Annotated in this window: 19 protein-coding genes; 7 read left to right on the top strand and 12 right to left on the bottom strand. The window is 72.3% G+C overall.

All coding sequences use genetic code 11. The features are described 5' to 3' along the window. The first annotated feature begins 66 nt into the window (after positions 1-66). The 5 genes from KUM38_RS36530 to KUM38_RS36510 all read left to right on the top strand — a co-directional run bounded on the left by KUM38_RS36530 (position 67) and on the right by KUM38_RS36510 (position 5,984). Complete coding sequence (locus KUM38_RS36530) at positions 67-1,425, top strand: sugar ABC transporter substrate-binding protein (protein ID WP_217136177.1); 1,359 nt, start codon at positions 67-69, stop codon at positions 1,423-1,425. Between the two features lie 147 nt (positions 1,426-1,572). Further along, positions 1,573-2,370, top strand: a complete 798-nt coding sequence (locus KUM38_RS36525; protein WP_217136175.1) for a rhamnogalacturonan acetylesterase — start codon at positions 1,573-1,575, stop codon at positions 2,368-2,370. A gap of 32 nt (positions 2,371-2,402) precedes the next feature. Continuing rightward, on the top strand, positions 2,403-3,737 hold the full coding sequence (locus KUM38_RS36520) for a polysaccharide lyase family 1 protein (RefSeq protein WP_217136173.1): 1,335 nt from the start codon (positions 2,403-2,405) through the stop codon (positions 3,735-3,737). Between the two features lie 65 nt (positions 3,738-3,802). Further along, positions 3,803-4,924 carry a pectinesterase family protein gene (locus KUM38_RS36515; protein ID WP_217136171.1) on the top strand — a complete coding sequence of 374 codons (1,122 nt, stop codon included), beginning with the start codon at positions 3,803-3,805 and terminating at the stop codon, positions 4,922-4,924. After that, entirely contained in the window at positions 4,908-5,984 is a 1,077-nt protein-coding gene (locus tag KUM38_RS36510; protein ID WP_217136169.1) for a dienelactone hydrolase family protein, read from the top strand. The genes KUM38_RS36515 and KUM38_RS36510 overlap by 17 nt, the downstream gene beginning before the upstream one ends. On the opposite strand, the gene KUM38_RS36505 is transcribed toward KUM38_RS36510, so the two are convergent. From KUM38_RS36505 to KUM38_RS36490, 4 genes are all read right to left on the bottom strand, one after another. Further along, complete coding sequence (locus KUM38_RS36505) at positions 5,965-8,172, bottom strand: family 43 glycosylhydrolase (RefSeq protein ID WP_217136166.1); 2,208 nt, start codon at positions 8,170-8,172, stop codon at positions 5,965-5,967. The two genes, KUM38_RS36510 and KUM38_RS36505, sit on opposite strands and share 20 nt — an antisense overlap. 303 nt (positions 8,173-8,475) lie before the next feature. Then, entirely contained in the window at positions 8,476-9,306 is an 831-nt protein-coding gene (locus KUM38_RS36500) for a pectate lyase (RefSeq protein ID WP_217136164.1), read from the bottom strand. An 85-nt stretch (positions 9,307-9,391) separates the two neighbouring features. Beyond that, complete coding sequence (locus KUM38_RS36495) at positions 9,392-10,267, bottom strand: hypothetical protein (RefSeq protein WP_217136163.1); 876 nt, start codon at positions 10,265-10,267, stop codon at positions 9,392-9,394. Then, complete coding sequence (locus KUM38_RS36490; RefSeq protein ID WP_217136161.1) at positions 10,264-10,869, bottom strand: SigE family RNA polymerase sigma factor; 606 nt, start codon at positions 10,867-10,869, stop codon at positions 10,264-10,266. Before KUM38_RS36490 ends, KUM38_RS36495 begins: the two co-directional genes overlap by 4 nt. A gap of 269 nt (positions 10,870-11,138) precedes the next feature. Here KUM38_RS36490 and KUM38_RS36485 point away from each other — a divergent pair, with 269 nt between their 5' ends. Continuing rightward, positions 11,139-12,590, top strand: coding sequence for an NCS2 family permease (locus KUM38_RS36485; RefSeq protein WP_217136159.1), 1,452 nt, complete (start codon positions 11,139-11,141; stop codon positions 12,588-12,590). Between the two features lie 83 nt (positions 12,591-12,673). Here the strand turns inward: KUM38_RS36485 and KUM38_RS36480 are convergent, their stop codons facing one another. The 6 genes from KUM38_RS36480 to KUM38_RS36455 all read right to left on the bottom strand — a co-directional run bounded on the left by KUM38_RS36480 (position 12,674) and on the right by KUM38_RS36455 (position 18,513). Then, complete coding sequence (locus KUM38_RS36480) at positions 12,674-14,131, bottom strand: penicillin-binding protein 2 (RefSeq protein ID WP_217136157.1); 1,458 nt, start codon at positions 14,129-14,131, stop codon at positions 12,674-12,676. A 96-nt stretch (positions 14,132-14,227) separates the two neighbouring features. After that, complete coding sequence (locus KUM38_RS36475) at positions 14,228-14,890, bottom strand: response regulator transcription factor (protein ID WP_217136155.1); 663 nt, start codon at positions 14,888-14,890, stop codon at positions 14,228-14,230. Between the two features lie 30 nt (positions 14,891-14,920). Next, the gene (locus KUM38_RS36470; protein WP_217136153.1) at positions 14,921-16,171 is read right to left on the bottom strand and encodes a histidine kinase; all 1,251 of its coding nucleotides are present in this window, start codon (positions 16,169-16,171) and stop codon (positions 14,921-14,923) included. After that, on the bottom strand, positions 16,168-17,181 hold the full coding sequence (locus KUM38_RS36465; RefSeq protein WP_217136151.1) for a hypothetical protein: 1,014 nt from the start codon (positions 17,179-17,181) through the stop codon (positions 16,168-16,170). The genes KUM38_RS36470 and KUM38_RS36465 overlap by 4 nt, the downstream gene beginning before the upstream one ends. 81 nt (positions 17,182-17,262) lie before the next feature. Then, entirely contained in the window at positions 17,263-17,736 is a 474-nt protein-coding gene (locus KUM38_RS36460) for a GNAT family N-acetyltransferase (protein ID WP_217136149.1), read from the bottom strand. A gap of 3 nt (positions 17,737-17,739) precedes the next feature. Next, complete coding sequence (locus KUM38_RS36455; RefSeq protein WP_030224445.1) at positions 17,740-18,513, bottom strand: IclR family transcriptional regulator; 774 nt, start codon at positions 18,511-18,513, stop codon at positions 17,740-17,742. Positions 18,514-18,655: 142 nt separating this feature from the next. Between KUM38_RS36455 and KUM38_RS36450 the strand changes: the two genes are divergently transcribed. Beyond that, a complete protein-coding gene (locus KUM38_RS36450; protein WP_217136147.1) occupies positions 18,656-20,185 on the top strand; it encodes an aldehyde dehydrogenase (NADP(+)) in 1,530 nt (509 codons plus the stop codon). Positions 20,186-20,188: 3 nt separating this feature from the next. On the opposite strand, the gene KUM38_RS36445 is transcribed toward KUM38_RS36450, so the two are convergent. Next, the gene (locus KUM38_RS36445) at positions 20,189-20,851 is read right to left on the bottom strand and encodes a response regulator transcription factor (protein ID WP_217136145.1); all 663 of its coding nucleotides are present in this window, start codon (positions 20,849-20,851) and stop codon (positions 20,189-20,191) included. A gap of 90 nt (positions 20,852-20,941) precedes the next feature. Next, the gene (locus KUM38_RS36440) at positions 20,942-22,660 is read right to left on the bottom strand and encodes a histidine kinase (protein WP_217136143.1); all 1,719 of its coding nucleotides are present in this window, start codon (positions 22,658-22,660) and stop codon (positions 20,942-20,944) included. Positions 22,661-22,812 lie beyond the last annotated feature (152 nt).

Raw genomic sequence — 22,812 nt, 5'->3', positions numbered from 1 at the left:
CGGACGGTCCTGACAGACCCCCCACAACTTCATAGTCCGTTGGATCCAGAAGAAGAGAGCCGACCAATGAAGATCAGCATTCTCAGAAACAGCAGAGGCGGACGCCGCGCGTCGGCCGCCGTCGCCCTGGGTGCCGTGCTCGCCCTGACCGCCACCGGCTGCGGCGACGACGGCGGCGGCACGGGCAGCGACGGTGCCGAGGGCGACGGCAAGGGCAAGATCGTCTTCTGGGACAACAACGGCGGTGTCCGCACCGACATCTGGAAGCAGGTCATCGCCGACTTCGAGAAGGCGAACCCGGACATCGACGTCCAGTACGTCGGTATCGCCTCCACCGAGTACCAGTCCAAGGTCGACACCGCCATCCAGGGCGGCGGCCTGCCGGACGTCGGCGGCATCAGCGCCTCGATGCTCGCGGGCTTCGCCGCCCAGGGAGCGCTCGACACGCTGGACTTCCGGCTGGCCAAGTCGCCGCTGAACGGCAAGCTCAACAAGGACATGATCGAGTCGATGCGGGCCGCCGGCGGCGGTGACGACAAGCTGTACTCGATCCCGACCTCGGCGAACAACGGCGTCCTGTACTACCGCACCGACCTGTTCGAGAAGGCGGGCCTGGAGGAGCCGACCACCTGGGACCGGTTCTACGAGGCCGCCGAGAAGCTGACGGACAAGGGCAAGAACGAGTTCGGCTACACCATCCGCGGCGGCGCCGGCTCCATCGCCCAGGCCCTGGACGCGATGTACGGGCAGTCCGGCATCACCTCGTTCTGGGACTCCTCCGGCAAGAAGACGACGGTCAACGACCCGAAGAACGTCGCGGCCCTGGAGAAGTACGCGGGCCTGTTCAAGAAGGCCACCCCCGCGGCCGACCTGAACAACGACTTCACCAAGATGGTCGCGCAGTGGGACTCCGGCACCATCGGCATGCTGAACCACAACCTCGGTTCGTACCAGGACCACGTCAAGGCGCTCACCACCGACAAGTTCCGCGGCATCCCGCAGCCGACCGGGCCCGGCGGCAAGCGGGTCCAGGTCTCCAACCCGGTCGACGGCGTCGGCCTGTTCAAGAGCTCCAAGAACAAGGAGGCCGCCTGGAAGTTCATCGAGTTCGCCACGTCGGCGCAGTCGAACTCGAAGTTCAACGAGTCGGCCGGTCAGGTGCCGGCGCACGCGGACGCCGCGAAGGACGAGTGGATCAGCAAGGCGGAGCCCACGAAGCTGGCCGCGGACGCGCTGAGCGACGGGTCCACGACCATCGTCCAGCTGCCGTACTACCTGCCGGACTGGAACACCATCTCCAAGGCGGACAACGAGCCGAACTTCCAGAAGGTCCTGCTCGGGGACATGAGCGCGAAGGACTTCCTGGACACGATGGCCGACCAGCTGAACGAGGCGCAGGCCGAGTGGCAGGAGCAGATGGGCTGATCAGCGGTTTCGCCGGGGGCGGCCCGTTTCGTTTTCGGCCGCGGGCCGTCCCCGGTTGCCCGCGCCCCCGCGGCGGAGCCGCACATCGATACAGTCCCGCGCCCCTGGAGGGGCGCTCCCGTCACCCCTTGTCGAAAGGCACAGCCTGTGTCAATCACACGTAGACAGGTTGCCGTTGCCGGGATCGGCGTTCCTCTCGCTCTCGCCATGACCGGGACCGCACAAGCCGTTCCCGGTCGGCGTTCCCGCACCCTCCACATCGCCGGTGATTCCACCGCCGCGCAGAAATACGCCGACGCCGCGCCCGAGACCGGGTGGGGGATGGCGTTGCCCTTCCTGCTCCACCGGCATCTCACGGTCGCCAACCACGCCGTGAACGGGCGGAGTTCCAAGAGCTTCGTCGACGAGGGGCGGCTCGAGACGATCCTCTCCTCGATCCGGCCCGGTGACTTCCTCCTCGTCCAGTTCGCGCACAACGACGAGAAGACCGCCGATCCCACCCGCTACACCGAGCCCTGGTCGACGTACCAGGAGTACCTGCGGATGTACGTCGACGGGGCCCGGGCCCGCGGGGCGCGGCCCGTGCTGGCCACCGCCGTGGAGCGGCGGCGGTTCGACGCGGACGGGCGCGCCGTGCCGAGCCACGGGGAGTACCCGGCGGCGATGCGGGCGCTGGCCGCCGAGGAGCAGGTCGCGCTGCTCGACGTCCAGGCGCTGTCGCTGGCGCTGTGGCAGGAGCTCGGGGCCGAGGAGACCAAGAAGTACTTCAACTGGACGGCGGCCGAGCAGGACAACACGCACTTCAATCCGCCGGGCGCGATCGCCGTGGCACGGCTGGTCGCCCGGGAGCTGCTGCGCACCCGGGTGCTCGCGCCGCGCGACGTGCGCCGACTGGACGACGAGATCCCCCCGTCGTGGATCACCTGGCCGGAGGCCGTCGCGTAACACCCCTGGACCACTCAAAGGAGAGCCGCACCATGAGCACATTCGGATGGCATGGGCATGCCACAGTGAGAGCCGCCTCGCTGGCCGGCTGCACCGCCCTCGTGCTGGCCCTGACCGGCACCGGCGCCCAGGCCCACTCCCCGTCGCACCACCGCCACGACCCCGCCCGGCAGACGCTGGGCGCGGGTGACGGCTGGGCCTCCTACGGCACCGGCACCACCGGAGGCGCCGCCGCCGACCGCGAGCACGTCCACACCGTGCGCACCTGGGCCGAGTTCAAGGCGGCCCTGGCGGACGGCGGAGACGCCCCGAAGATCATCAAGGTGAAGGGGACCATCGACGCGGTCGCCGAGGGCTGCGAGGCGTTCGCCGCGCCCGGCTACGACTTCGACGCCTACCTCGAGACGTACGCACCGGAGACCTGGGGCCTGGAGCAGGACCTGAGCGCCGAGCCCGACGACAGCCCGGAGGGGCTGCGCAGGGCGTCCGCCGCCGCCCAGGACACGGCGATCAAGGTGAACGTCCCCTCCAACACCACGATCATCGGCGTCGGCCGGAACGCCGGCATCAAGGGCGCCAGCCTGCAGATCAAGGGCGTGGACAACGTCATCGTCCGCAACCTCACCCTCGAGAGCCCGATCGACTGCTTCCCCCAGTGGGACCCGACCGACGGCAGCCAGGGCAACTGGAACTCCGAGTACGACACCGCCGTCGTTCACGGCTCCACCCACGTCTGGCTGGACCACAACACGTTCACCGACGGCGAGCACCCCGACAGCGAGGCCCCGGCCCACTTCGGCATGCTGTACCAGCAGCACGACGGCGAGCTGGACATCGTCAAGGGCGCCGACTACGTCACCGCCTCCTGGAACGTCTTCACCGAGCACGACAAGACGATCCTCATCGGCAACAGCGACGGCGAGTCCACCGCCGTCGGCGACCGGGGCAAGCTGAAGGCGACCTTCCACCACAACCTGTTCTCCGGCCTGGTCGAGCGCGCGCCCCGCGTCCGCTTCGGCCAGGTCGACGTGTACAACAACCACTTCGTGGCCACCGAGGGCTACTCCTACAGCTTCGGCATCGGCAAGGAGTCCCAGCTCGTCGCCGAGCACAACGCGTTCACCCTGGCGAAGGGCATCAGCCCGGCGAAGATCCTCAAGCGGTGGAACGACTCGCCGGTCACCGCCGCGCACAACCTGGTCAACGGCGAGCGGGTCGACCTGATCGCCGTGCACAACGCGGAGATCCCGGCCGAGACCCTGCGGTCCGGCGCCGGCTGGACCCCCACCCTGCGCACCGCCGTCCACCCGGCCCGCGCCGTCCCGTTCCTGGTCGAGCGCGGCGCGGGCGCCGGCCGTATCCGCTGACACCCGCGAGCACGGGCCGGGGCGGTCCGCCCCGGCCCGGCACCCGTCGCCGAAGGAGTCTCCACATGCCCTCGCCCCTGTCCCGAAGGAACTTCCTGCTCGCCGGCGCCACGGCCTCCGCCGCGCTCGCCCTCTCCGCCGCCCCGGCGCAGGCGGGCCACCGGCCCCGCGGCCCGTTCGGCCGGTACGGCTCACCGTCCGCCCGCCTCACCCCCGAGACCCTGTACGTCCACCCGCGCGGCGCCGGTGACTTCACCCGTGTCCAGGCCGCCGTCACCGCCGCCACCGGCACCGGACGCACCCTCGTCATCGCCCCGGGCACCTACCGCGAGACGGTCTCCGTCGACGCCGACCGCACCGGCATGACCTGGCTCGGCGCCTCCGAGGACCCCCGCGACGTGGTGATCGTCTACGACAACGCGGCCGGCACCCCCAAGCCGGACGGCTCCGGCACCCACGGCACCTCCGGCTCGGCCACCACCACCGTGCGCCCCGACGGCTTCACCGCCCGCTGGATCACCTTCGCCAACGACTGGCTGCGCACCGACCTCCCCGGCACCAGCGGCACCCAGGCCGTCGCCCTCAAGGTGCAGGGCGACCGCAGCGCCTTCACCCACTGCCGGTTCCTCGGCCACCAGGACACCCTGTACGCCGACTCCCTCTCCCTGGACACCTTCGCCCGCCAGTACTTCGCCCACTGCTACGCCGAGGGCGACGTCGACTTCGTCTTCGGCCGGGCCACCGCCGTCTTCGAGCACTGCCACTTCCGCACCCTGATCCGCCCCGACCTCACGGCCCCGCCGTACGGCTTCGTCTTCGCGCCCTCCACCGCCGGCGCCAACCCGCGCGGCTACCTGGTCACCCGGAGCAGGATCAGCAGCGAGGCCCCCGACGGCCACTACAAGCTGGCCCGCCCCTGGGTGCCCAGCTCCGACACCACCGCCCGCCCCATGCTCACCGTGCGCGAGACCCGCCTCGGCGCGGGCATCGACGCGGTCGCGCCCTACGCCACCATGCGGGACGCGTACCCCTGGCAGGACCAGCGGTTCGCCGAGTACCGCAACACCGGCCCCGGCGCCGTGATCACCGTCCCGGAGAACCGGCCCCAGCTCACCCGCGCGGAGGCCGCCTCGCACACCCGGGAGGCGTACCTCGGCGACTGGCGGCCGTATGACCGCCACCGGTGACCTGCCCGGCTTCCACACGGCGCTCAAGGACGAGCTGACCTTCCCGCTCGCCTGGGGCGCCTCGCCGGTCCGGGACTTCGACGCGTGGCGGCGCACGGCCCGCGCGGTGGTCGAGGAGCACCTCCTCGTCGACCGGCAGGACGGGACGCCGTACGCCCCGGAGTTCACCGCCCGCTCGGACGGCGACGGGTACACGCGGGAGCTGGTCACCCTCTCCCTCACCCGCTACGGACGGGTCCGCGGCGCCCTGCTCACCCCGCGGGGCGCCGGCCCGTTCCCGGCGGTCCTGCTGCTGCACGACCACGGGTCCCGGTTCGACATCGGCAAGGAGAAGGGCGTCCGGCCCTGGTACGACGACACCCGCCTCGCCTCCGCCGAGGAGTGGGCGGACCGGTACTTCGACGGGCGCTTCGTCGGCGACGAACTCGCCCGGCGCGGCCATGTGGTGCTCTGCCCGGACGCGCTCGGCTGGGGCGACCGCGGCCCTCTGGGGTACGAGCGGCAGCAGGCCCTGGCGAGCAACCTCTACCACCTCGGCTCCTCGCTCGCCGGACTCCACGCCCGCGAGGACCAGCGGGCCGCGGCCTTCCTGGCCGGCCTGGACCGGGTGGACGCCCGCCGGGTCACCGCCGTCGGCTTCTCCATGGGCGGTTACCGCGCCTGGCAGGCCGCCGCGCTCAGCGACCACATCGCGGCCGCAGCGAGCGTGTGCTGGATGACGGGACTCAAGGAGATGATGGTGCCCGGCAACAACACCCTGCGCGGGCAGTCGGCGTTCCACATGCTCCACCCGGGGCTCGCCCGGCACCTCGACATCCCCGACGTGGCGAGCATCGCCGCGCCGAAGCCGATGCTGTTCTTCCACGGCGGACTCGACGCCCTGTTCCCCGCCGACGGGGTGCGGGCCGCGTACGACAGGCTGCGCGCCGTGTGGCGCTCGCGCGGTGCCGGGGAGCGGCTGCGGCTGAAGACGTGGCCGGGGCGCGGCCACGTCTTCGACGCCGTGATGCAGGACGAGGTCTTCGCCTGGCTGGAGTCGGTCAGCGGCGCACCGGCCTGACCGACTCCAGGGTCGGCACGACCGGTTCGATGGTGCCGTCGGCGGCGAACTCCAGGCGGTCGACCGTGGTCTCCCGGTGCGTGCCGTCCCCGCCCGACCTCCCGGGGCCGTTCAGCGCGAACCGGTGGTAGACGATGTACCAGTCGTCGGTGCCGGGGGCGTTGACCACGGAGTGGTGACCGGTGCCGAGGATGCCGTACTCGGGGCGCTTGGACAGGATCGTGCCGCGCTCGGTCCACGGGCCGAGCGGGGACGGGCCGGTCGCGTAGGCCACGTGGTAGTTCTCGCTGCGGGTGTCGTCCTCGGACCACATGAAGTAGTACGTGCCGTCGCGCTTCACCACGAAGGAGCCCTCGCGGAAGTCGTCCGGGGTGATGTCCTTCACCCGGGAAGCGTCGAAGGACACCATGTCGTCGTTGAGCGGGACCACGTAGCCGTGCCCGTTGCCCCAGTACAGGTACGACCGACCGTCGTCGTCGGTGAACACGGACGGGTCGATCATCTGGCCGCTGAACTGCGTCTTCCCGATCAGCGGCTTGCCGAGCGCGTCCGTGAACGGGCCGGCCGGGGAGTCGGCCACCGCGACGCCGATCTGCTGCTCGGCGCAGAAGTAGAAGTAGTACTTCCCGTCGCGTTCCGCGATCGCGGGCGCCCAGGCGTTCCTGTCGGCCCAGGACACGTCGGGCCCGAGGTCCAGGATCACGCCGTGGTCCTTCCAGTGGACCAGGTCCTTCGACGAGAACGCCTTGAACCGCGTGCCGCCCCAGCCGGGGAAGCCGTCCGTGGTTGGGTAGATCCAGTACCGGCCGTCCATGTGGCGCACGTCGGGGTCCGCGTACAGGCCGGGCAGCACGGGGCTGCGGGTGGGCACCGCCTCGACGGTCCAGGTGCGCCTCGTGCCGTCGGCGGCCGTCACCGTGTACGCCTGCGGCTCGCGGAAGTCACGGCGCGCACCGGGCCTCGGGCTGACCGTCGCCCCCTCGCCCACCCACAGCTTCGGCGCGAGGTGCCGCAGGTCCGCGCCCGGCTCCATCGGCAGCACGACCCTGCCCGTCTCCTCGCTGACGACGGCGTACCCCTTCTGGCCGGGGGCCGTGGCGTCCACGACCGACGCGGGGCTCTCCGGGTACGCGGCCAGCAGCCGGTCGTACTCCGCCCGCGTCACCGGGATGACGGTGCCGTGCCGCGGACTCGCGGGCAGCTGGTAGTCCGTCGACGGGGTCCACTCGCCCGAGCCGAGGTCGGTGGTCTCGAAGGGGAGGTAGCCCCGGCCGCCGTACTCGTCGATGAACAGGTACCACTTCTCCTCGGTGTTCGACTTGAACACCGTCGGCCCCTCGCCCCGGCTCATCGCGCCGCTGCCGATGCAGTCGGAGACGAAGTCGTACGAGGTGTCGGTCAGCGACGCCGACTTCTCGCCGGTGATGAACTTCGAGCACGGGGAGCCGGAGGACGGGTCGCGCTCGTCCTTGGTGTAGCGGTAGTACGTGCCCTCGTGCTCGACGACGGTCGAGTCGATGACCGAGTAGCCCGGGTCGTTCCAGACCTTCGGCTCGCTGAAGGTGCGGAAGTCCTTCGTGGTCGCGTACAGCATCTTGTTGTACGTCGAACCGGTGTGGTCCGGGTCGTCGTCGGCGTACAGCTTGGACGCCCAGAAGACGACGTACGCGTCGAGCTCGTCGTCCCAGTAGGCCTCCGGCGCCCAGGTGTTGCCCGCGTTGTCCGGGGACACCTTCACCAGGCGCTGGTCGGTCCAGTGGACCAGGTCGGTGGACTCCCACACCATGATCGACTTGCTGCCGTGCCGCTGGACCTCGTCCCAGCTGCCGTTGCTGCCGCGGTACATCCGCAGGTCGGTGGCGATCATGTAGAACCGGTCGCCCTCGGGGGAGCGGATCACGAACGGGTCGCGCAGCCCCTTCTCGCCGATGGTGGAGGTCAGCACCGGCTTCCCCGCGTTCAGCTCGCGCCAGTGCAGGGCGTCGTTGCCGCGGCTGAGGGCGTAGCGGATCTGCTCGCCGTCGGCGGTGCCCTCGCCGGTGAAGTAGGCGAAGAGGTAACCGGCGTACGTGGGCTTCTTCACGGGTGGTGCTCCGGGGTGTGCGGTGCCCGGCGGGGCGGCGAGCAGGGCGAGGAGGAGGGCGAGGAACGGGACGAGAAGCGTGCGACGGGCGGTGTGGCGGCGCATGACACTTCCTGTCGGAGTCTGAGGGATTCTGTTGTTTCCCGGAGTGTCGCCAGGGGAGTGCGGGGCGTCAACCGATGCGGGTGGGACGGGCAGCGCCGAAAGTTTTCGGGTGTTTTCGCCGTTCGGAGCCTCGGACGAACGGCGAACGCCCCGCCGGGATGAACCGGCGGGGCGTCCTGGTGGCAGTCCGGATGGGGGTCCGGACCGCCGGGGGCACCGGCCGTCCGAGGGGGGCTCGGACGGTACCGGTCACCGGGCCGTCGGACGTCGAGACGGCGGCCCGGGGTCATGGGCCCGGAGGGATCACTTGTAGGTGATGTCCGAGGAGGAGAACTTGCAGTACTTCCCGTCGGCGCCGGAGCCGAGGTCCTTCGGCTCCTTGCCCGTGTTGTTGCCCTGGAAGCGGGTGCAGGTCTTGATCTTCTTCTTGCTGTCGCCCTGGATGCGGATCTGCGACAGCGTGGCGGTGTCACCGTAGTTGGTGTTGATGCCGACGAGGGACTTGCCGGGCGCGACGACGTCGATGTCCTTCAGCACGATCGTGCGCTTGTACTGCGTCGAGCAGTTGCCGCAGGAGCGCACCAGCTTGCCGAAGTCCTCGACCCGGAAGCCGCTCACGGTCAGCGTGCCGGCGCCGTTGAACTGCAGCACCTTGTCGTCGGCCTTCTTCGCGCCGCCGCCGATCACCTTGTACTGCGCCGACGAGGACTTCCCCTTGAAGCTGGCGGCGTCCTCGCCGACGTCCAGCCACCACACGTTCTGCAGGGTGCAGCTGCCCTTGCAGTGCACGCCGTCGGCGGCCGGGGTGCCGATGATCACGTTCTTCAGCGTGGCGCCGTCGGCCAGCTCGAAGATCGGGTCCTGGCCCTCGTCCTGGCTGTCGCCACCGAGGGCGCCGGTGCCGTAGAACTTCTTCATGCCGCCGTCGTAGACGCCGGAGACCGGAACGGTCTTCGACACCGGCTTGCCGCCGGTGTCCGAGGGCCAGGACGAGGCGGCGCCCGCGGTGGACAGCATCGTCGTGGTGACGATCGCCGCCCCCGTGATGCCGAGTGCGGAGACTCCGGCGATCACGGCCCGCCGCTTGGTGCTCCGGCGGCGGTGGGAGGCGGGCTGTTCGGGTCGTGCAGTCATGCGCGATGTCCTTGCGTGGAGAGGGTCTTTGCGTCTCCTGGTCGCCGCCGCCCCGGAAAGGGTTGCCGTCCCGGACGATCTTTTTTTACGCGTCCTCGTCGTCCTCGTCGTCCGCCGCGTCCTCGTCGTCCCGGTCGTCCTGCGCCGCGAAGTCGCCGCCGACCGCGAGCTCTTCGGAGCCGGTGCCGGCCCACGCCGTGTAGGTGTCCTCCCCGGCGTCCCGGCCGCCGCGCTCGTGGTCGTACTGCCCCGCGAAGAGCCACTCGCCGGGCTCGATCGTCAGGCCGTCCTTGAGCGTCCAGACGTAGACGAGGAAGCCGTCCCGCTCGTCCACCGAGAGCTCGAAGTCGTCCTCGGGCAGCGAGCGCCAGGCCCCCGTGGAGGTCACCCCGCCGGTCTGCGCGATCCGCAGCTCCACGGTGAGCGAGGTCAGCCGCTCGGTGGTCTTCAGGGTGACGTTGCTCTGCGCCCAGAACTCGTTGCTGTGCGGGTCCACCGAGCCGTCCGACCACAGCGGACCGTCCTCGACCCCGGCCGGCGGCCGGGCGGGGCCGTCGGACGGACTCCGCTTCCCCGCGGGCGGGGTGGCCGTGTTCCGGGACTGCTCCGGGGGGTCCGGCGTGGGGTTCACCGACGGCTCGGGCGGCCGGCTCGTCGCCTCCGGGGACCGCGTGGGCGTCGGTGAGGCGGCCACCTGCCGCTGCGGCGGCTTCTCGTCCTGCACCGACGACGCGACCGCGTAGCCGCCCACCGCCAGCACCCCGGCCACCGCGGCCGTCGCGCCCGCCACCCGGAACCAGCCGAACACCGGCCGGCGCGCGGCCCGGTGCTCGGGGCGGGCCGGTCCGGCCATGCCCCGCTCCACCCGGGCCAGCATGCGCTCCCGGTCGGGCTCGTGCGCCCCGGCCGCCTCGTGCAGCCGGGCGCGCAGCTCCTCGTGCACGTCCCGCCGCATCGTCATCGGTTCCTTCCCCTGGCCCCGGTGGGGCGTTTCCGCGCGTTTCCGACCGCTTCCCCGCCCGCGGTGGCCGCCACCGCCGCGTGCACCTGACGCGGTACCTCCCGCGTGCCCAGCAGCCGCTGCAGTTCGGCCATCCCCTTCGAGGTCTGACTCTTCACCGTACCCACCGAGACGCCCAGGGCCAGCGCGGTGTCCTTCTCCGACAGGTCGAAGGCGTGTCGCAGCACCACACACGCCCGCTTGCGGAACGGCAGCCGGCGCAGCGCCTCCTGCACGTCCACCACTCCCGGCACGTCGGGGTTCTCGATCCGTTCCTCGCGCGGCGACCAGAACAGCGCGATCCGCCGCCGTTCGCGCACCGCGCTGCGGATCCGGGTACGGGCCAGATTGGCCACCACGCCCCGGGCGTACGCCACCGGATGGTCGGCGGCGCGCACCCGGTCCCAGCGGTGCCACAGCGCCAGCAGCGCGTCCGCCGCCAGATCGTCGGCGGCGTCCGCCTCACCCGTCAGCAGATGGGCCAGCCGGGACAGTTCGGCGTAGTGGCGTTCGAAGAACGCGTGGAACTCCACGGCGGCGGCGTCGTCGACGACGGTGCCCACGGGCGACCTCCCCTCGCAGTGGCGTCGGGCGCCCGACGGGCACCGGTGACAGTGTGTGTCATGTAGATGACACGTGAAAATCCGGAGTGACCGGCGTGAGTTCCGGAGCGTAGCAGTGATCATGTACGGGCTCGTGCGGAGGGCCGAACGCTGTCTGGTCCGTCGGTGTACGAATCCGTAACACGAGCCGCACCTGAACGAGGTTCACCGCGGGCACGATTCAGCCAGTATCCGCCGGATCGATCTCCAGGCATCGAGGAGTGGTTGTCATGTCCGAGGCACAAAAGGCGACGGACCGTCAGAGAGCCGGGTTCTCCGCGGTGAACGGCCTCGACCGGTTCTTCCGCGTCTCCGAGCGGCGTTCCACGTTCGGCCGGGAGATACGCGGCGGCTTCGCCACGTTCTTCACCATGGCGTACATCCTCGTCCTGAATCCCCTCGTCCTGGGCAGCGCGAAGGACAAGTTCGGCGAGCAGCTCGACCCCGTCCAACTCACCACCGCCACCGCCCTGGTGGCCGCCGTGATGACCGTCGTCATGGGCGTCGGCGGCAATCTGCCGCTCGCGCTCGCCGCCGGACTCGGCCTGAACGCCGTGGTCGCCTTCCAGGTCGCCCCGCTGATGAGCTGGGACGACGCGATGGGCCTGATCGTCCTGGAGGGCCTGCTCATCTGCGTGCTGGTGGTGACCGGGCTGCGCGAGGCCGTCATGCACGCCATCCCGCAGCCGCTCAAGCAGGCGATCAGCGTGGGCATCGGCCTGTTCATCGCCTTCATCGGCTTCGTGGACGCCGGGTTCGTCAGCCGCGTCCCGGACGCGGCGAACACCACCGTGCCGGTCCAGCTCGGCGGCACCGGCACCCTCACCGGCTGGCCGATGCTGGTGTTCTGCCTGGGCGTGCTGCTCACCGTCGCCCTGCTCGCCCGCAAGGTGCGCGGCGCCATCCTCATCGGCATCGTCACCATGACCCTGGTGGCGATCGTCGTCGACGCGGTCGCCGACGTCCGCACCTGGGGACTCACCACACCCGAGTGGCCCGACCGGCTGGTCGCCACCCCCGACTTCGGCCTCATCGGCGAGTTCAGCCCGTTCGGCGCGTTCGGGCAGGTGAGCGTGGTCACCGTCGTCCTGCTGGTGTTCACACTGATCCTGTCCGACTTCTTCGACACCATGGGCACCGTCGTCGGTGTCAGTGCCGAGGCCGGGCTGCTGGACGAGCGGGGCGAGGTGCCGGGGCTCGGCCGGGTGCTGCTCATCGACGGTGCCGCGGCCGTCGCGGGCGGCGCCTCCTCCGCCTCGTCGGCGACCTCGTACATCGAGTCGGCGGCCGGTGTCGGCGAAGGCGCCCGCACCGGCTTCGCCAACCTGGTCACCGGCGGACTGTTCGCACTGGCGCTCTTCCTGACCCCGCTGCTGACCGTCGTCCCGCTCCAGGCGGCGGCCCCCGCGCTGGTCGCCGTCGGCTTCCTGATGATGACCCAGGTCAAGCACATCGAGTGGGACCGCTACGAGATCGCCGTCCCGGCGTTCCTGACCATCGCCGTGATGCCGTTCACGTACTCCATCACCAACGGCATCGGCGCCGGCTTCATCGCCCACGTCGTCATCAAGACGGTGCTCGGCCGGGCGAGGGAGGTCCACTGGCTGCTGTGGGGAGCCTCGGCGCTGTTCCTGGTGTACTTCGCGATCGACCCGATCGAGCAGCTCCTCGGCGCCGAGTAGCCGCGCGGGCGAGGCGACGGGCCGCCCCCGGGGGGAGGGGGGCGGCCCGTCGTCCGTACAGACGGCCTTCCGGCCGGGAGGGTTCAGTCCCGCAGCGCCGCCTCCATCGCCGCCTTGGCGACCGGGGCCGCCAGACCGTTGCCGCTGACCTCCGAGCGGGCCGCGTCGGACTGCTCCACCACGACCGCCACGGCGACCTCCTCGCCCGAGGAGTCCGACTTCGCGTACGAGGTGAACCAGGCGTACGGCGTCTTGCTGTTGTTCTCGCCGTGCTGCGCGGTGCCCGTCTTGCCGCCCACGGTGGCGCCGGAGATCCGCGCGTTCGACCCCGTGCCGTCGTCGACGACCGTCTCCATCGCCGACTGGAGCTGCTCGGCGGTCGAGGAGCTGACGATCCGCTCCGTCCCGGCCTCGTCGTCGTAGTCCTTCAGCACGTCGCCGCCGCTGTCGGTGATCCGGCTGACCAGGTGGGGCGACACCAGCTCCCCGCCGTTCGCGATCGCCGCCGACACCATCGCCATCTGCAGCGGGGTCGCGGTCACGTCGAACTGGCCGATGCCGGTGAGCGCGGTCTGCGACGGCTCCATGTCCGAGGGGTACACGCTGGTGTGGGCGCGCACCGGCACGTCCTGCGTCCCGTCGTTGAAGCCGAACTTCTCGGCCATCGCCCGCACCTTGTCCTGGCCCAGGGTGACGGCCGTCTTCGCGAAGACGTTGTTGCAGGAGTACTGCAGCGCGACACGGATCGAGGCGTTCTCACACGGCGCGTCCGGATTCTCGTTGGTGAGGTCCGTGACCGTGCCCGGCAGCGTGTACGGGTCGGGGCTGTCGGTCTCCTCGTCCACCGACGCGTACAGCCCGTCCTCCAGCGCGGCCGCCGCGACGACCAGCTTGAACGTCGAGCCCGGCGGCAACGGTTGGCGCAGCGCCCGGTTGGTGAGCGGCTTGTCCGGATCCGCGGTGAGCTCCTTCCAGGCCCCGCCCGCGGTGTTGGCGTCGGTCAGCGACGCCGGGTCGTACGACGGGGTCGACACCACCGCGAGGATCCGGCCCGTCTCCGGGTCGATCGCCACGGCCGCGCCCTTCTTGTCGCCCAGCGCCTCGTACGCCGCCCGCTGCACCGCCGGGTCGACGGTCGTCACCACGGTGCCCGGGTCGGCACGCCGGCCGGTGACGGTGTCCGTCACCGTCTTCAGCCGGGGGTCCGTGCCGTTGAGCAGATCCTGGTAGATGCCCTCCAGCTGCGTCGGCGCGTACGCCTGCGAGGCGTAGCCCGTCACCGCCGCGTACAGCGGGCCGTTCTCGTACGTGCGCTTGTACGCGAGGTCGCCCCTTTCCGTCCGCGCCGAGCCGGTGATCGACTCACCGGCCACGACGATGTTCCCGAGCGGCTCCGCGTACGTCTCGATCGCGTTGCGCCGGTTGTCACTGCTGTCCGCGAGTGCCCGGCCCTCGTGGAACTGCACCCAGGTCGCCCTGACCAGCAGGGCGAACACCAGGAGCAGGATGAAGACAGAGGCACGCCTGATCGTCCTGTTCATTCCGCTCGGACAGACGAACGGCAGGCGTCGGATCGTTCCCTTCCGCCCGGTTTCTCATCGGGCGTTCAGAAAGCCGGCCCCGCGTCGGGCACGGGGTCATACGCCGCGCAGGAAGCCCGACTCGTACGCCGCGATGACGGCCTGCGTGCGGTCCCGGGTGCCCGTCTTGGCCAGCACCGAGGCCACGTGCGTCTTCACCGTCGCGGCGCCGACCTCCATCCGCCGGGCGATCTCCGCGTTGGTCAGCCCGGCCGCCATGAGCCGCAGCACCTCGCTCTCCCGCCCGGTCAGCCGCGCCACCCACGCGGGAGGCGCGGGACACGCGCGTGCGTGCCCGGCGACGAGCGCGCGGACCGCCGCCGGGAACAGCAGGGTGTCGCTGCGGGCCACCAGCCGCACCGCCCCGACGAGCGCGTCGGCGTCCGCACGCTTCAGGAGGAACCCCGCGGCCCCCGCGCGCAGGGCGTCGTACACGTAGGAGTCGTTCTCGAAGGTGGTGACGACGACGATCCGGGGCGGTTCCTCCAGGCCGGCGAGGATCTGCTCGGTGGCGCGGATGCCGTCGGTCTCCGGCATCCGGACGTCCATCAGCACCACGTCGGGCCGCAGTTCCCGCACCACGGCGACCGCCTCCGCCCCCGTGGCCGCCTCGCCGACCACCTCCAGGTCGGCCTCCGCGGACAGGATGGCCCGCAGGGCGGTGCGCACCATGCGCTCGTCGTCGGCGAGGACGACACGGATCGGGGCGGGGCCGGTCATGGGATTCCTCGAGGTGGTGGGCGGGCCGGGTCAGGCTGTCGCGCGGGTCGGGAGGCGTACGTGCAGGCGCCAGGTGTCCCCGGCCGGGCCCGCGTGGGCCGTGCCGCCCAGGACGCGGGCACGGGACTCGATGCCGGGCAGACCGTGGCCGCCGCCGGCACGGGTGGCGGGAGCGGACGGAAGGGGGTTCTCCACGGTGAGCTCCAGACGGCCGTCGCCCAGTGCGACGCGCAAGCTCACCTCGGCCCCCGCGCCGGCGTGCTTGAGGGCGTTGCCCAGGCCTTCCTGCACGATGCGGTAGGCCTCGCGGGACAGCACCGGCGGCAGGGCCCCGAGCGGTGCCCCGACCGCGGCCGTCACCTTCAGCCCGGCCGCCCGGGTGCGGCGCAGCAGACCGTCCAGGTCGGCGGCGAGCGTGGGCGCCGGGGCCGTACCGGGGGCGGCGCCGTCCCGCAGCAGACCGAGTACCGCGTCGAGTTCGCCCACTGTGCGGCGGGTGGTCTCCTCGATCGCCGCGAGGGCCTCGCGGACGAACTCCGGGTCGGCGTCCAGGACCCGGCGGGCCGCGCTCGCCTGCAGGGTCACCGCGCTCAGCGCGTGCCCGACGCAGTCGTGCAGCTCCCGCGCCAGGCGGTTGCGCACGGCCAGGTCGGCGGCGCGTGCCTCGGCGACGGCGAGCCGGTCCTCGGGGGTGGGACCGAGCAGCGCGGGCGCCCAGCGGGCCAGCAGCGCCCCGGCCCCCGCCGCGCAGCACGCCAGCGCCAGGAGCGACGCCACGCCCGCGACCGGGGCCAGCGCCCACGCCCAGGTGTGGCCGAAGACCTCCCAGGGCTCCGGACGGGAGGCGCCCGTCTCCGCCGCGAGCGGCATCACGATCAGTACGGCCGCGAACGGCGGCACCGCCAGCGACATCCCGGCGACGACCCCGCCGAACCCCAGGTGCAGCGTGAACCAGAGCGCCGTGCGGCCCTTGGCGGCCCGGCCCCGGGCGGGCCCGTCGGCGAGCCGGTCCGCGTCCACTCCGCACAGCCAGCGCACCGCGGCGCTCTCCAGCGGCCGGGTCAGCGGGAACAGGGACGTGACGGCGGCCAGCGGCAGACCGACGCCGAACGAGGCGAGCTGGAGGCCGATCGACGTGAAGACGGCGGTGCCGTCGGACAACGGCCCGACGACGACCGCGCCGACGAAGACGTAGGGCATGGCGAGCGCCCCGCCCAGGATCAGGTGGATCCAGCGCAGCCGCGCCCGCCGGCCGAACAGCAGCCGCGCGAACGCCCTCACGTCACCGGGCGCTCGACGGTCCTCGCGGACCGCGCCGCGAGGAAACGGGCGCCGACGGTGGCGACGAGGAGACCGGCGATCATCTGGCCAGCGTAGGTCAGCAGCATCAGCCCCGTGGGGCGGTCGGCGGGATCTCCTCCGGAGACCAGGGCCGCCAGCGCCATCCAGCCGCCCCAGCAGGCCACGGCGGCGGAGCAGACCCCGGCGAGGGCGAGCGGCACCCGCACCGGCAGCGCCGGAGCGCGCCGGAAGGCCAGGAGCGCTCCGCCGGTGACCGCGGCGAGGAGGTGGACGACGTACAGCGACTCCAGGACGTGGAAGTCGCTGCCCCGGTCCGCGACGGCGCCCGCGCTCAGCCCGGTCGTGCCCCCGCAGGCCCACATGATCCGCATCGCCAGCGGGAACAGCGTGAACACGGCCGCCGCCACCGCGGTGACCCGCTGCGCCGCCCCCGCCGGTGCGGCCGGCGGGTCCCCCATCCGGCCGCGCCACAGATGACCCCAGCGGTCCCGGGCGTACAGCAGGAACAGCGCGCCCAGTGCCAGGCCCTGGACGATGAAGCCGCCGTAGACGACGGCGAACACCCACTCGTGCAGGAAGGGATCGCCTCCGCCGCCGGAGGTGCCCGCGGCGCTCCCGCCGAGCGCGCGCACCAGCAGCTGGAGCGGATAGCCGGCCATGACCGGCGCCAGCAGCCCGGTAGCGATCCACATCGGCGCCGCGAGCAGCCACGTGGGCACCCTGCGGCCCCACGGCCGGGTCAGCAGGAGCACGAGCACGATCACCGCGCCGTCCATCAGGATCGTCAGGACGTTGGCGGCGATCATCTCGGCGTGATAGTCCAGCAGCGGGCTGTCCGCCGGCACGCCGACGTGACTGCCCGCCACCCAGGCCGCCTTGAGGGTGAGGTACGGCAGGCAGGCCACGACGGCGACGGCGCGCAGCAGCCTGCGGGAGCGGGGAAGAGCGGGGCCGGCGGTGGCGACGGCGGGGGTGAGTGTCCGCGACATGCCCTCAGCCTCGCGCGCGGCCGCCCGCCGGCACCTCCTGCGCGGCGACGATCCGCCTCCGCCGCGCGGGGGAGGACCGGGTCAGCCTCCCAGCGTGAGCACGAGCTCCTCGATCTCCGTGCCCCGCGCGGGCGCGTACGCCGTGGCCCGCGCGGAGACCTCGAAGCCGCACCGCTCCAGCACCCGCCGCGACCCCGCGTTGTCCGCGGCCACGCGCGCGTGCAGCGGGCGTTCGCCCACCTCCGTCAGCAGCCCGCGCAGCGCGGCGGTGGCGATGCCCTCGCCCCAGTGGGCGCGGTCGACCCAGTACGTCACCTCGCGCTCGCCCGGCTCCCCGTACACCGCCGCGTGCCCCACCACGTCGCCGTCGCCCAGGACCGTGCGCACCACGATCCCCGGCGAGCTGCGGACGCGCGCCCAGTGGGCGTCGAAGCCGGCCCGGTCGGCGGGGTCCTCGGGGGTGAAGGCCGCCATGCGCAGCGCCTCCGGGTCGTTCAGCTGCCGGTAGAAGACCGGCAGGTCGCTGTCGTGCACCGGTCGCAGGGCGATGTCCACGGGTCAGAGCCTCCGGGTGGCCAGGGTCAGCCGGTCGCGGGCGTCGAACAGGGCGTCCTTGACCATCTGCTCGTGCGCGGGCGTGAGCCGCGCCACCGGCACCGAGCAGCTGATCGCGTCCCGCGCGGGGGTGCGGTACGGGATCGCCACACCGAAGCAGCGCAGCCCCAGCGTGTTCTCCTCGCGGTCCACGGCGAAGCCCTGCTCCCGCACCAGGTGCAGCTCCTCGATGAGCTTCTCCCGGTCCGTGATGGTGTGCTCGGTCAGCGCGGGCAGCGTCTCCGGGAGCATCTTGCGCACCTGCTCGTCCGGATACGTGCTCAGCAGCGCCTTGCCCAGCGACGTCGAGTGCGCGGGCAGCCGGCGGCCGACCCGGGTGAACGGGCGCAGGTAGTGCTGCGACTGGCGGGTGGCGAGGTAGACCACGTTGGTGCCGTCGAGCCGGGCGAGGTGGATGGTCTCCGTGGTGTCGTCGGAGAGCCGGTCCAGGGTGGGGCGGGCCGCCGCGACGACCTCGTCGCCGTCGATGTACGACGTGCCCACCAGCAGCGCCCGCACGCCGATGCCGTACCGCGTGCCCGTCGCGTCCGTCTCCACCCAGCCGAGGTCCACGAGGGTGCGCAGCAGCATGTAGAGGCTCGACTTGGGGTAGCCGACGGCCTCCTGGACCGCCGCCAGGGAGTGCATGCCGGGGCGCCCGGCGAAGTATTCGAGCAGTTCAACGGTCCGTACCGCGGACTTGACCTGCGCCCCGCCGCCCGTCTCGCCAGCCGACATCGCCCTTGACCCCTTCGTTCGCCTGGAAATAGTCTCCGAAGCACATTCACCCACAGAGACAGTGTTCAGTATATCGAACAGCTCTGTGGGGCGACGTACATACTGCGGCATTGCATGCGGCAATCAAGTGGAGGGACCCGCGGTGGCAGCAGCACCAGTCTGGAGTGTCGACCCCCGAACCGGGAAGCAGCGTGAACAGGTTGCGGTGGAGGCCACGGGCCAGGAGGTCGACGCCGCCGTCCGCGCCGCGCACGAAGCGCGCGGCGCGCTGACGGACCGCACCGTCCGCGCGGCCTTCCTGCGCACGGCCGCCGACGAGCTCGAAGCGGCCAAGGAGCAGCTCGTCGAGGCCGCCGACGCGGAGACCGCGCTCGGCCCGGTCCGGCTCACCGGAGAGCTCGCCCGCACCTGCTACCAGCTGCGGGCCTTCGCCGGCATCGTCGAGGAGGGCGCCTTCCTCGACGTCGTCATCAACCACCCCGACGACACCGCGACCCCGCCCGTCCCGGACCTGCGCCGCTACAAGATCCCGCTGGGCGTCGTCGCCGTCTACTCGGCGTCCAACTTCCCCTTCGCCTTCTCCGTGGCGGGCGGCGACACCGCGAGCGCCCTCGCGGCCGGCTGCCCGGTCGTCGTCAAGGCCCACCCGGACCACCCCGGACTGTCCGAGCTGGTCGCCAAGGTGCTGCGCCGGGCCGCCGCCCGGCACGACATTCCCGAGGGCGTGCTCGGCCTGGTGCACGGCTTCGAGGCCGGCATCGAGCTCATCAAGCACCCGCTGGTCTCGGCGGCCGGTTTCACCGGATCGATCCGCGGGGGCCGCGCCCTCTTCGACGCGGCCGCCGCCCGGCCCGTCCCGATCCCGTTCCACGGTGAGCTGGGCTCCCTGAACCCGGTCGTCGTCACCGAGGCCGCCGCCGCCGAGCGCGGCGAGGCGATCGGCGCCGGGCTCGCCGGTTCGATGACGCTGGGCGTCGGCCAGTTCTGCGTGAAGCCGGGCCTGGTCCTCGCACCGGCCGGCGCGGCCGGTGACGCGCTGGTCAAGTCGCTGACGGAGGCCGTCAGCGACACCGACGCCGGCGTCCTGCTCGACCACCGCATGCGCGACAACTTCGTCGCCGGGGTCGCCGAGCGCGCCCAGCTGCCCGACGTGGAGTCCCCGGTGACCCCGGGCGCGGGCGGCGAGCACACGGTCAGCGCGGGCTTCCTCACCGTCCCGGCGAGCCGGCTGGCCCAGGAGGGCGAGCACGACCTGCTGCTCGAGGAGTGCTTCGGGCCGGTCACCGTCGTGGCCCGCTACGAGGACGACGCCGAGGTGCGGGGCGTGCTGTCGCGGCTGCCGGGCAACCTCACGGCGACCGTGCAGCTGTCCGCCGGGGAGGCGGCGGGGGAGGGCCGCGGGGCGGAGCTGGTGCAGGAGCTGACGCCGCTGGCCGGGCGGGTCCTGGTCAACGGCTGGCCGACGGGCGTCGCGGTCGCCCCGGCCCAGCACCACGGCGGCCCGTACCCGGCGACGACCTCCACCTCCACGTCGGTGGGCGGCACGGCCATCGAGCGGTGGCTGCGGCCGGTCGTCTACCAGGGGACGCCCGAGGCCCTGCTGCCCGCGGAACTCAGGGACGACAACCCGCTGGGGCTGCCCCGGAGGTTCAACGGCAGGCTGGAGCGCTGAGGTTCACCCCGCGCTCGGCTCCAGGCCCGCGTCGCGGGCCAGGAGCGCCGCCTGCACCCTGTTGTCGCAGTCGAGCTTGGTCAGGATGCGGCTGACGTACGTCTTCACCGTGGCCTCGCTCATGTGCAGGCGGGCGCCGGCGTCCGCGTTGGACAGGCCCTCACCGAGCAGGGCCAGCACCTCGCGTTCGCGTGCCGTCAGCCCGGCCAGGCGGCGCCGCGCCTCCTCGCCGCGCACGGTGGCGGCGGGGGAGGCGAGGGAGTCCACCACGTGCCGGGTGGCGGCCGGGGACAGATAGGCGTTGCCGGCCGCCGCCGCGCGGACCGCGTGGATCAGCTCCTGCGGCGCGGAGTCCTTCAGCAGGAAGCCCGCGCTGCCGTGGCCGAGCGCCCGCAGGACGTTGTCGCGTTCCCCGAACGTGGTCAGGATCAGCACGCGTACCCCCGGCGCGGCGCGGCCCAGCTCGGCCAGCGCGGTGAGCCCGTCCATCACGGGCATCTGGATGTCCAGCAGGGCCACGTCGACCGCGGTGCTGCGGGCGGCCTCCACCGCCTCCCGGCCGTCCCGGGCCTCGGCGACGACGTCGATGTCGTCGGCCGAGGTGAGGATCATCCTGATGCCGGCCCTGATGAGCGGCTCGTCGTCGGCGACGAGGACCCGTATCACGCGGCCTCCTGCGCGGTGTCGGTGTGACAGGCGGATGGTGGAGCCCGCCCATCATGCCCGATCCGGTCGCGGGTGCGGCCACGGGCCGCGTCATGCCTCGTACGTGTAGGACTCCTTCGAGGACAGCTTCCCGTCGCGGAAGCAGAACCGGTAGACGATGTCCTTCTCGTCGTCCACGAAGTGCTCGCAGACGGCGTCCTCGGGCAGCGGCGGGCCGTCCTTCTCCACGCCGTCGGTGAGCAGCGAGTCGCCTTCCGGGAACTTCTCCCGGAGGTCCGCCTCGTCGTCGCCGACCCGGGCCGACTCGTACACGCTCGCCGGGATGATGCCCTTCTCCACCTCGTCCATCAGTTTCGACACCCCCCACACCAGGAGGACGCCGGCGCCCACGACGAGGACCACGGCGGTGAGGGCGCATCCCAGGGCGGCGTTCTTCTTGCTGCTCATGATGGTGGTGAACTCCTTCTGCGGATCGGTGCGTTCGATGACGTCACCACCGTCGCCCGCGGAGCCCTCGTCGATCTGCCCCCGGAAGTCGTCGTCCGCAGCGACCGAAGTCGCGCCGTCCGGACGGGACCGCCGCTCGCCGTCGCCGTACGGCAGCACACCGGCGAGCCGGAAACCCCCGTCGGGGGTGGGGCCGGTGTGCACCATGCCGCCGACCAGCCGGGCCCGCTCCCGCAGACCCGTCAGCCCCTGGCCGCCGCTGATCGCGGGCGGCCCGGCCGGCGCCCCGGCCGGCACCGGCCCGTTGGCCACCTCGACCACCAGGCTGTCCGGTTCATAGCGCAGCGCCACGGTGATCGGGGCGCCCGGCGCGTGCTTGTGCGCGTTGGTCAGGCCCTCCTGGGCGATGCGGTACACCGCGTGGTCGGCGGCGGGCGCGAGGGCCCGTTCGGTGCCGGACCGGTGCAGTTCCACCGTCGCGCCCGCGGCCCGCGACGACGCGACCAGCTTGTCGACGGAGGCCGCCGCGCGGTCCGTCGAAGGCCCGGTCTCCTCCGGGCCGGGCGCGGACGCCTCCACGCCGTCCCGCAGGATGCCCACCGCCTCGCGCAGCTCTCGCATCGCCGACCTGGAGGCCTCCCGGAGGATGCCCACCCCTTCCCGCTGGCGGCCGTTCAGCTCCGGGTCCACCTCCAGCGCCCCGGTGTGCACGGCGATCAGGGCGAGCTGGTGGCCGAGGCTGTCGTGCATGTCCTGGGCGATGCGCTGCCGTTCCAGCAGCCGGGCCTGTCGCGCCACCATCGCCTGTTCGCGCACCAGTTGGGCGTTGTGCCGTTGTAGGGCGTCGAGCAGGGCGTGGCGCTGGGCGCGGTACCGGGAGGCGAGCCCCGGCACGACCGCCAGCACCAGGAACGGGCTCCCGCCCAGCACGGCCGTCATCAGCAGCGACATCCCGAGCCCGTCGTCGCCCGCGGTGGTGACGGCGAGGACGAGGTGGAGCGCGAGCCCGGCCGCGTACGCGGCCAGCGCGCGCGCCGGGCGCTTGATGCGGCTGCCCGCCGACCAGCTGGCGCAGATCAGCAGCGCGAACGTACCGACGACCGCCCCGGCCAGGGCCGACGAGACCATCAGCACCGTCGCCGGCAGGGCGCGGCGGGCCAGGGACAGTACGGCGACGAGCAGGGCCAGGGCACCGCCCCGCGCCACGGATCCGGTCTCCGTCGTGTAGAGGAGGCCCGCGATCCCGGAGAGCGTCACGGCGAGTACGGCCTCCCCGGCGATCCGCTTGCGGGGCCAGGGGGAGGCGGCGGCGAGCCGGGAACGGAGCGGCAGGCCGGTGCGGGGTGTTTCTGCTACGTCCACGCGCAGACGATAGAGGGCCGCCCCCGGACGCCCGCGTCCCCCCTTCGGCGCGGCCTCGGACGACGAAAGTGGACTCCCGGTCGCCAAGGGGCCTGTCCTCTTTGGTCGTTGCCGGTGACGACTTACGGAGACTGCTCCGGGGCGGGGCACAC

The sequence above is a fragment of the Streptomyces sp. AC558_RSS880 genome, assembly GCF_019049255.1.
GTDB lineage: Bacteria > Actinomycetota > Actinomycetes > Streptomycetales > Streptomycetaceae > Streptomyces.
The sequence above is the reverse complement of the archived record's forward strand: the minus strand, read 5'-3'. Positions and strand labels throughout refer to the sequence as shown.

What these genes read in the sequence shown, in the direction of transcription:
- KUM38_RS36465 (WP_217136151.1), bottom strand. Translation starts at nt 17,181, where the DNA reads ATGTCGCGGACACTCACCCCCGCCGTCGCCACCGCCGGCCCCGCTCTT.
- KUM38_RS36505 (WP_217136166.1), bottom strand. Translation starts at nt 8,172, where the DNA reads ATGCGCCGCCACACCGCCCGTCGCACGCTTCTCGTCCCGTTCCTCGCC.
- KUM38_RS36455 (WP_030224445.1), bottom strand. Translation starts at nt 18,513, where the DNA reads ATGTCGGCTGGCGAGACGGGCGGCGGGGCGCAGGTCAAGTCCGCGGTA.
- KUM38_RS36485 (WP_217136159.1), top strand. Translation starts at nt 11,139, where the DNA reads ATGTCCGAGGCACAAAAGGCGACGGACCGTCAGAGAGCCGGGTTCTCC.
- KUM38_RS36515 (WP_217136171.1), top strand. Translation starts at nt 3,803, where the DNA reads ATGCCCTCGCCCCTGTCCCGAAGGAACTTCCTGCTCGCCGGCGCCACG.
- KUM38_RS36500 (WP_217136164.1), bottom strand. Translation starts at nt 9,306, where the DNA reads ATGACTGCACGACCCGAACAGCCCGCCTCCCACCGCCGCCGGAGCACC.
- KUM38_RS36520 (WP_217136173.1), top strand. Translation starts at nt 2,403, where the DNA reads ATGAGCACATTCGGATGGCATGGGCATGCCACAGTGAGAGCCGCCTCG.
- KUM38_RS36495 (WP_217136163.1), bottom strand. Translation starts at nt 10,267, where the DNA reads ATGACGATGCGGCGGGACGTGCACGAGGAGCTGCGCGCCCGGCTGCAC.
- KUM38_RS36480 (WP_217136157.1), bottom strand. Translation starts at nt 14,131, where the DNA reads ATGAACAGGACGATCAGGCGTGCCTCTGTCTTCATCCTGCTCCTGGTG.
- KUM38_RS36530 (WP_217136177.1), top strand. Translation starts at nt 67, where the DNA reads ATGAAGATCAGCATTCTCAGAAACAGCAGAGGCGGACGCCGCGCGTCG.
- KUM38_RS36475 (WP_217136155.1), bottom strand. Translation starts at nt 14,890, where the DNA reads ATGACCGGCCCCGCCCCGATCCGTGTCGTCCTCGCCGACGACGAGCGC.
- KUM38_RS36510 (WP_217136169.1), top strand. Translation starts at nt 4,908, where the DNA reads ATGACCGCCACCGGTGACCTGCCCGGCTTCCACACGGCGCTCAAGGAC.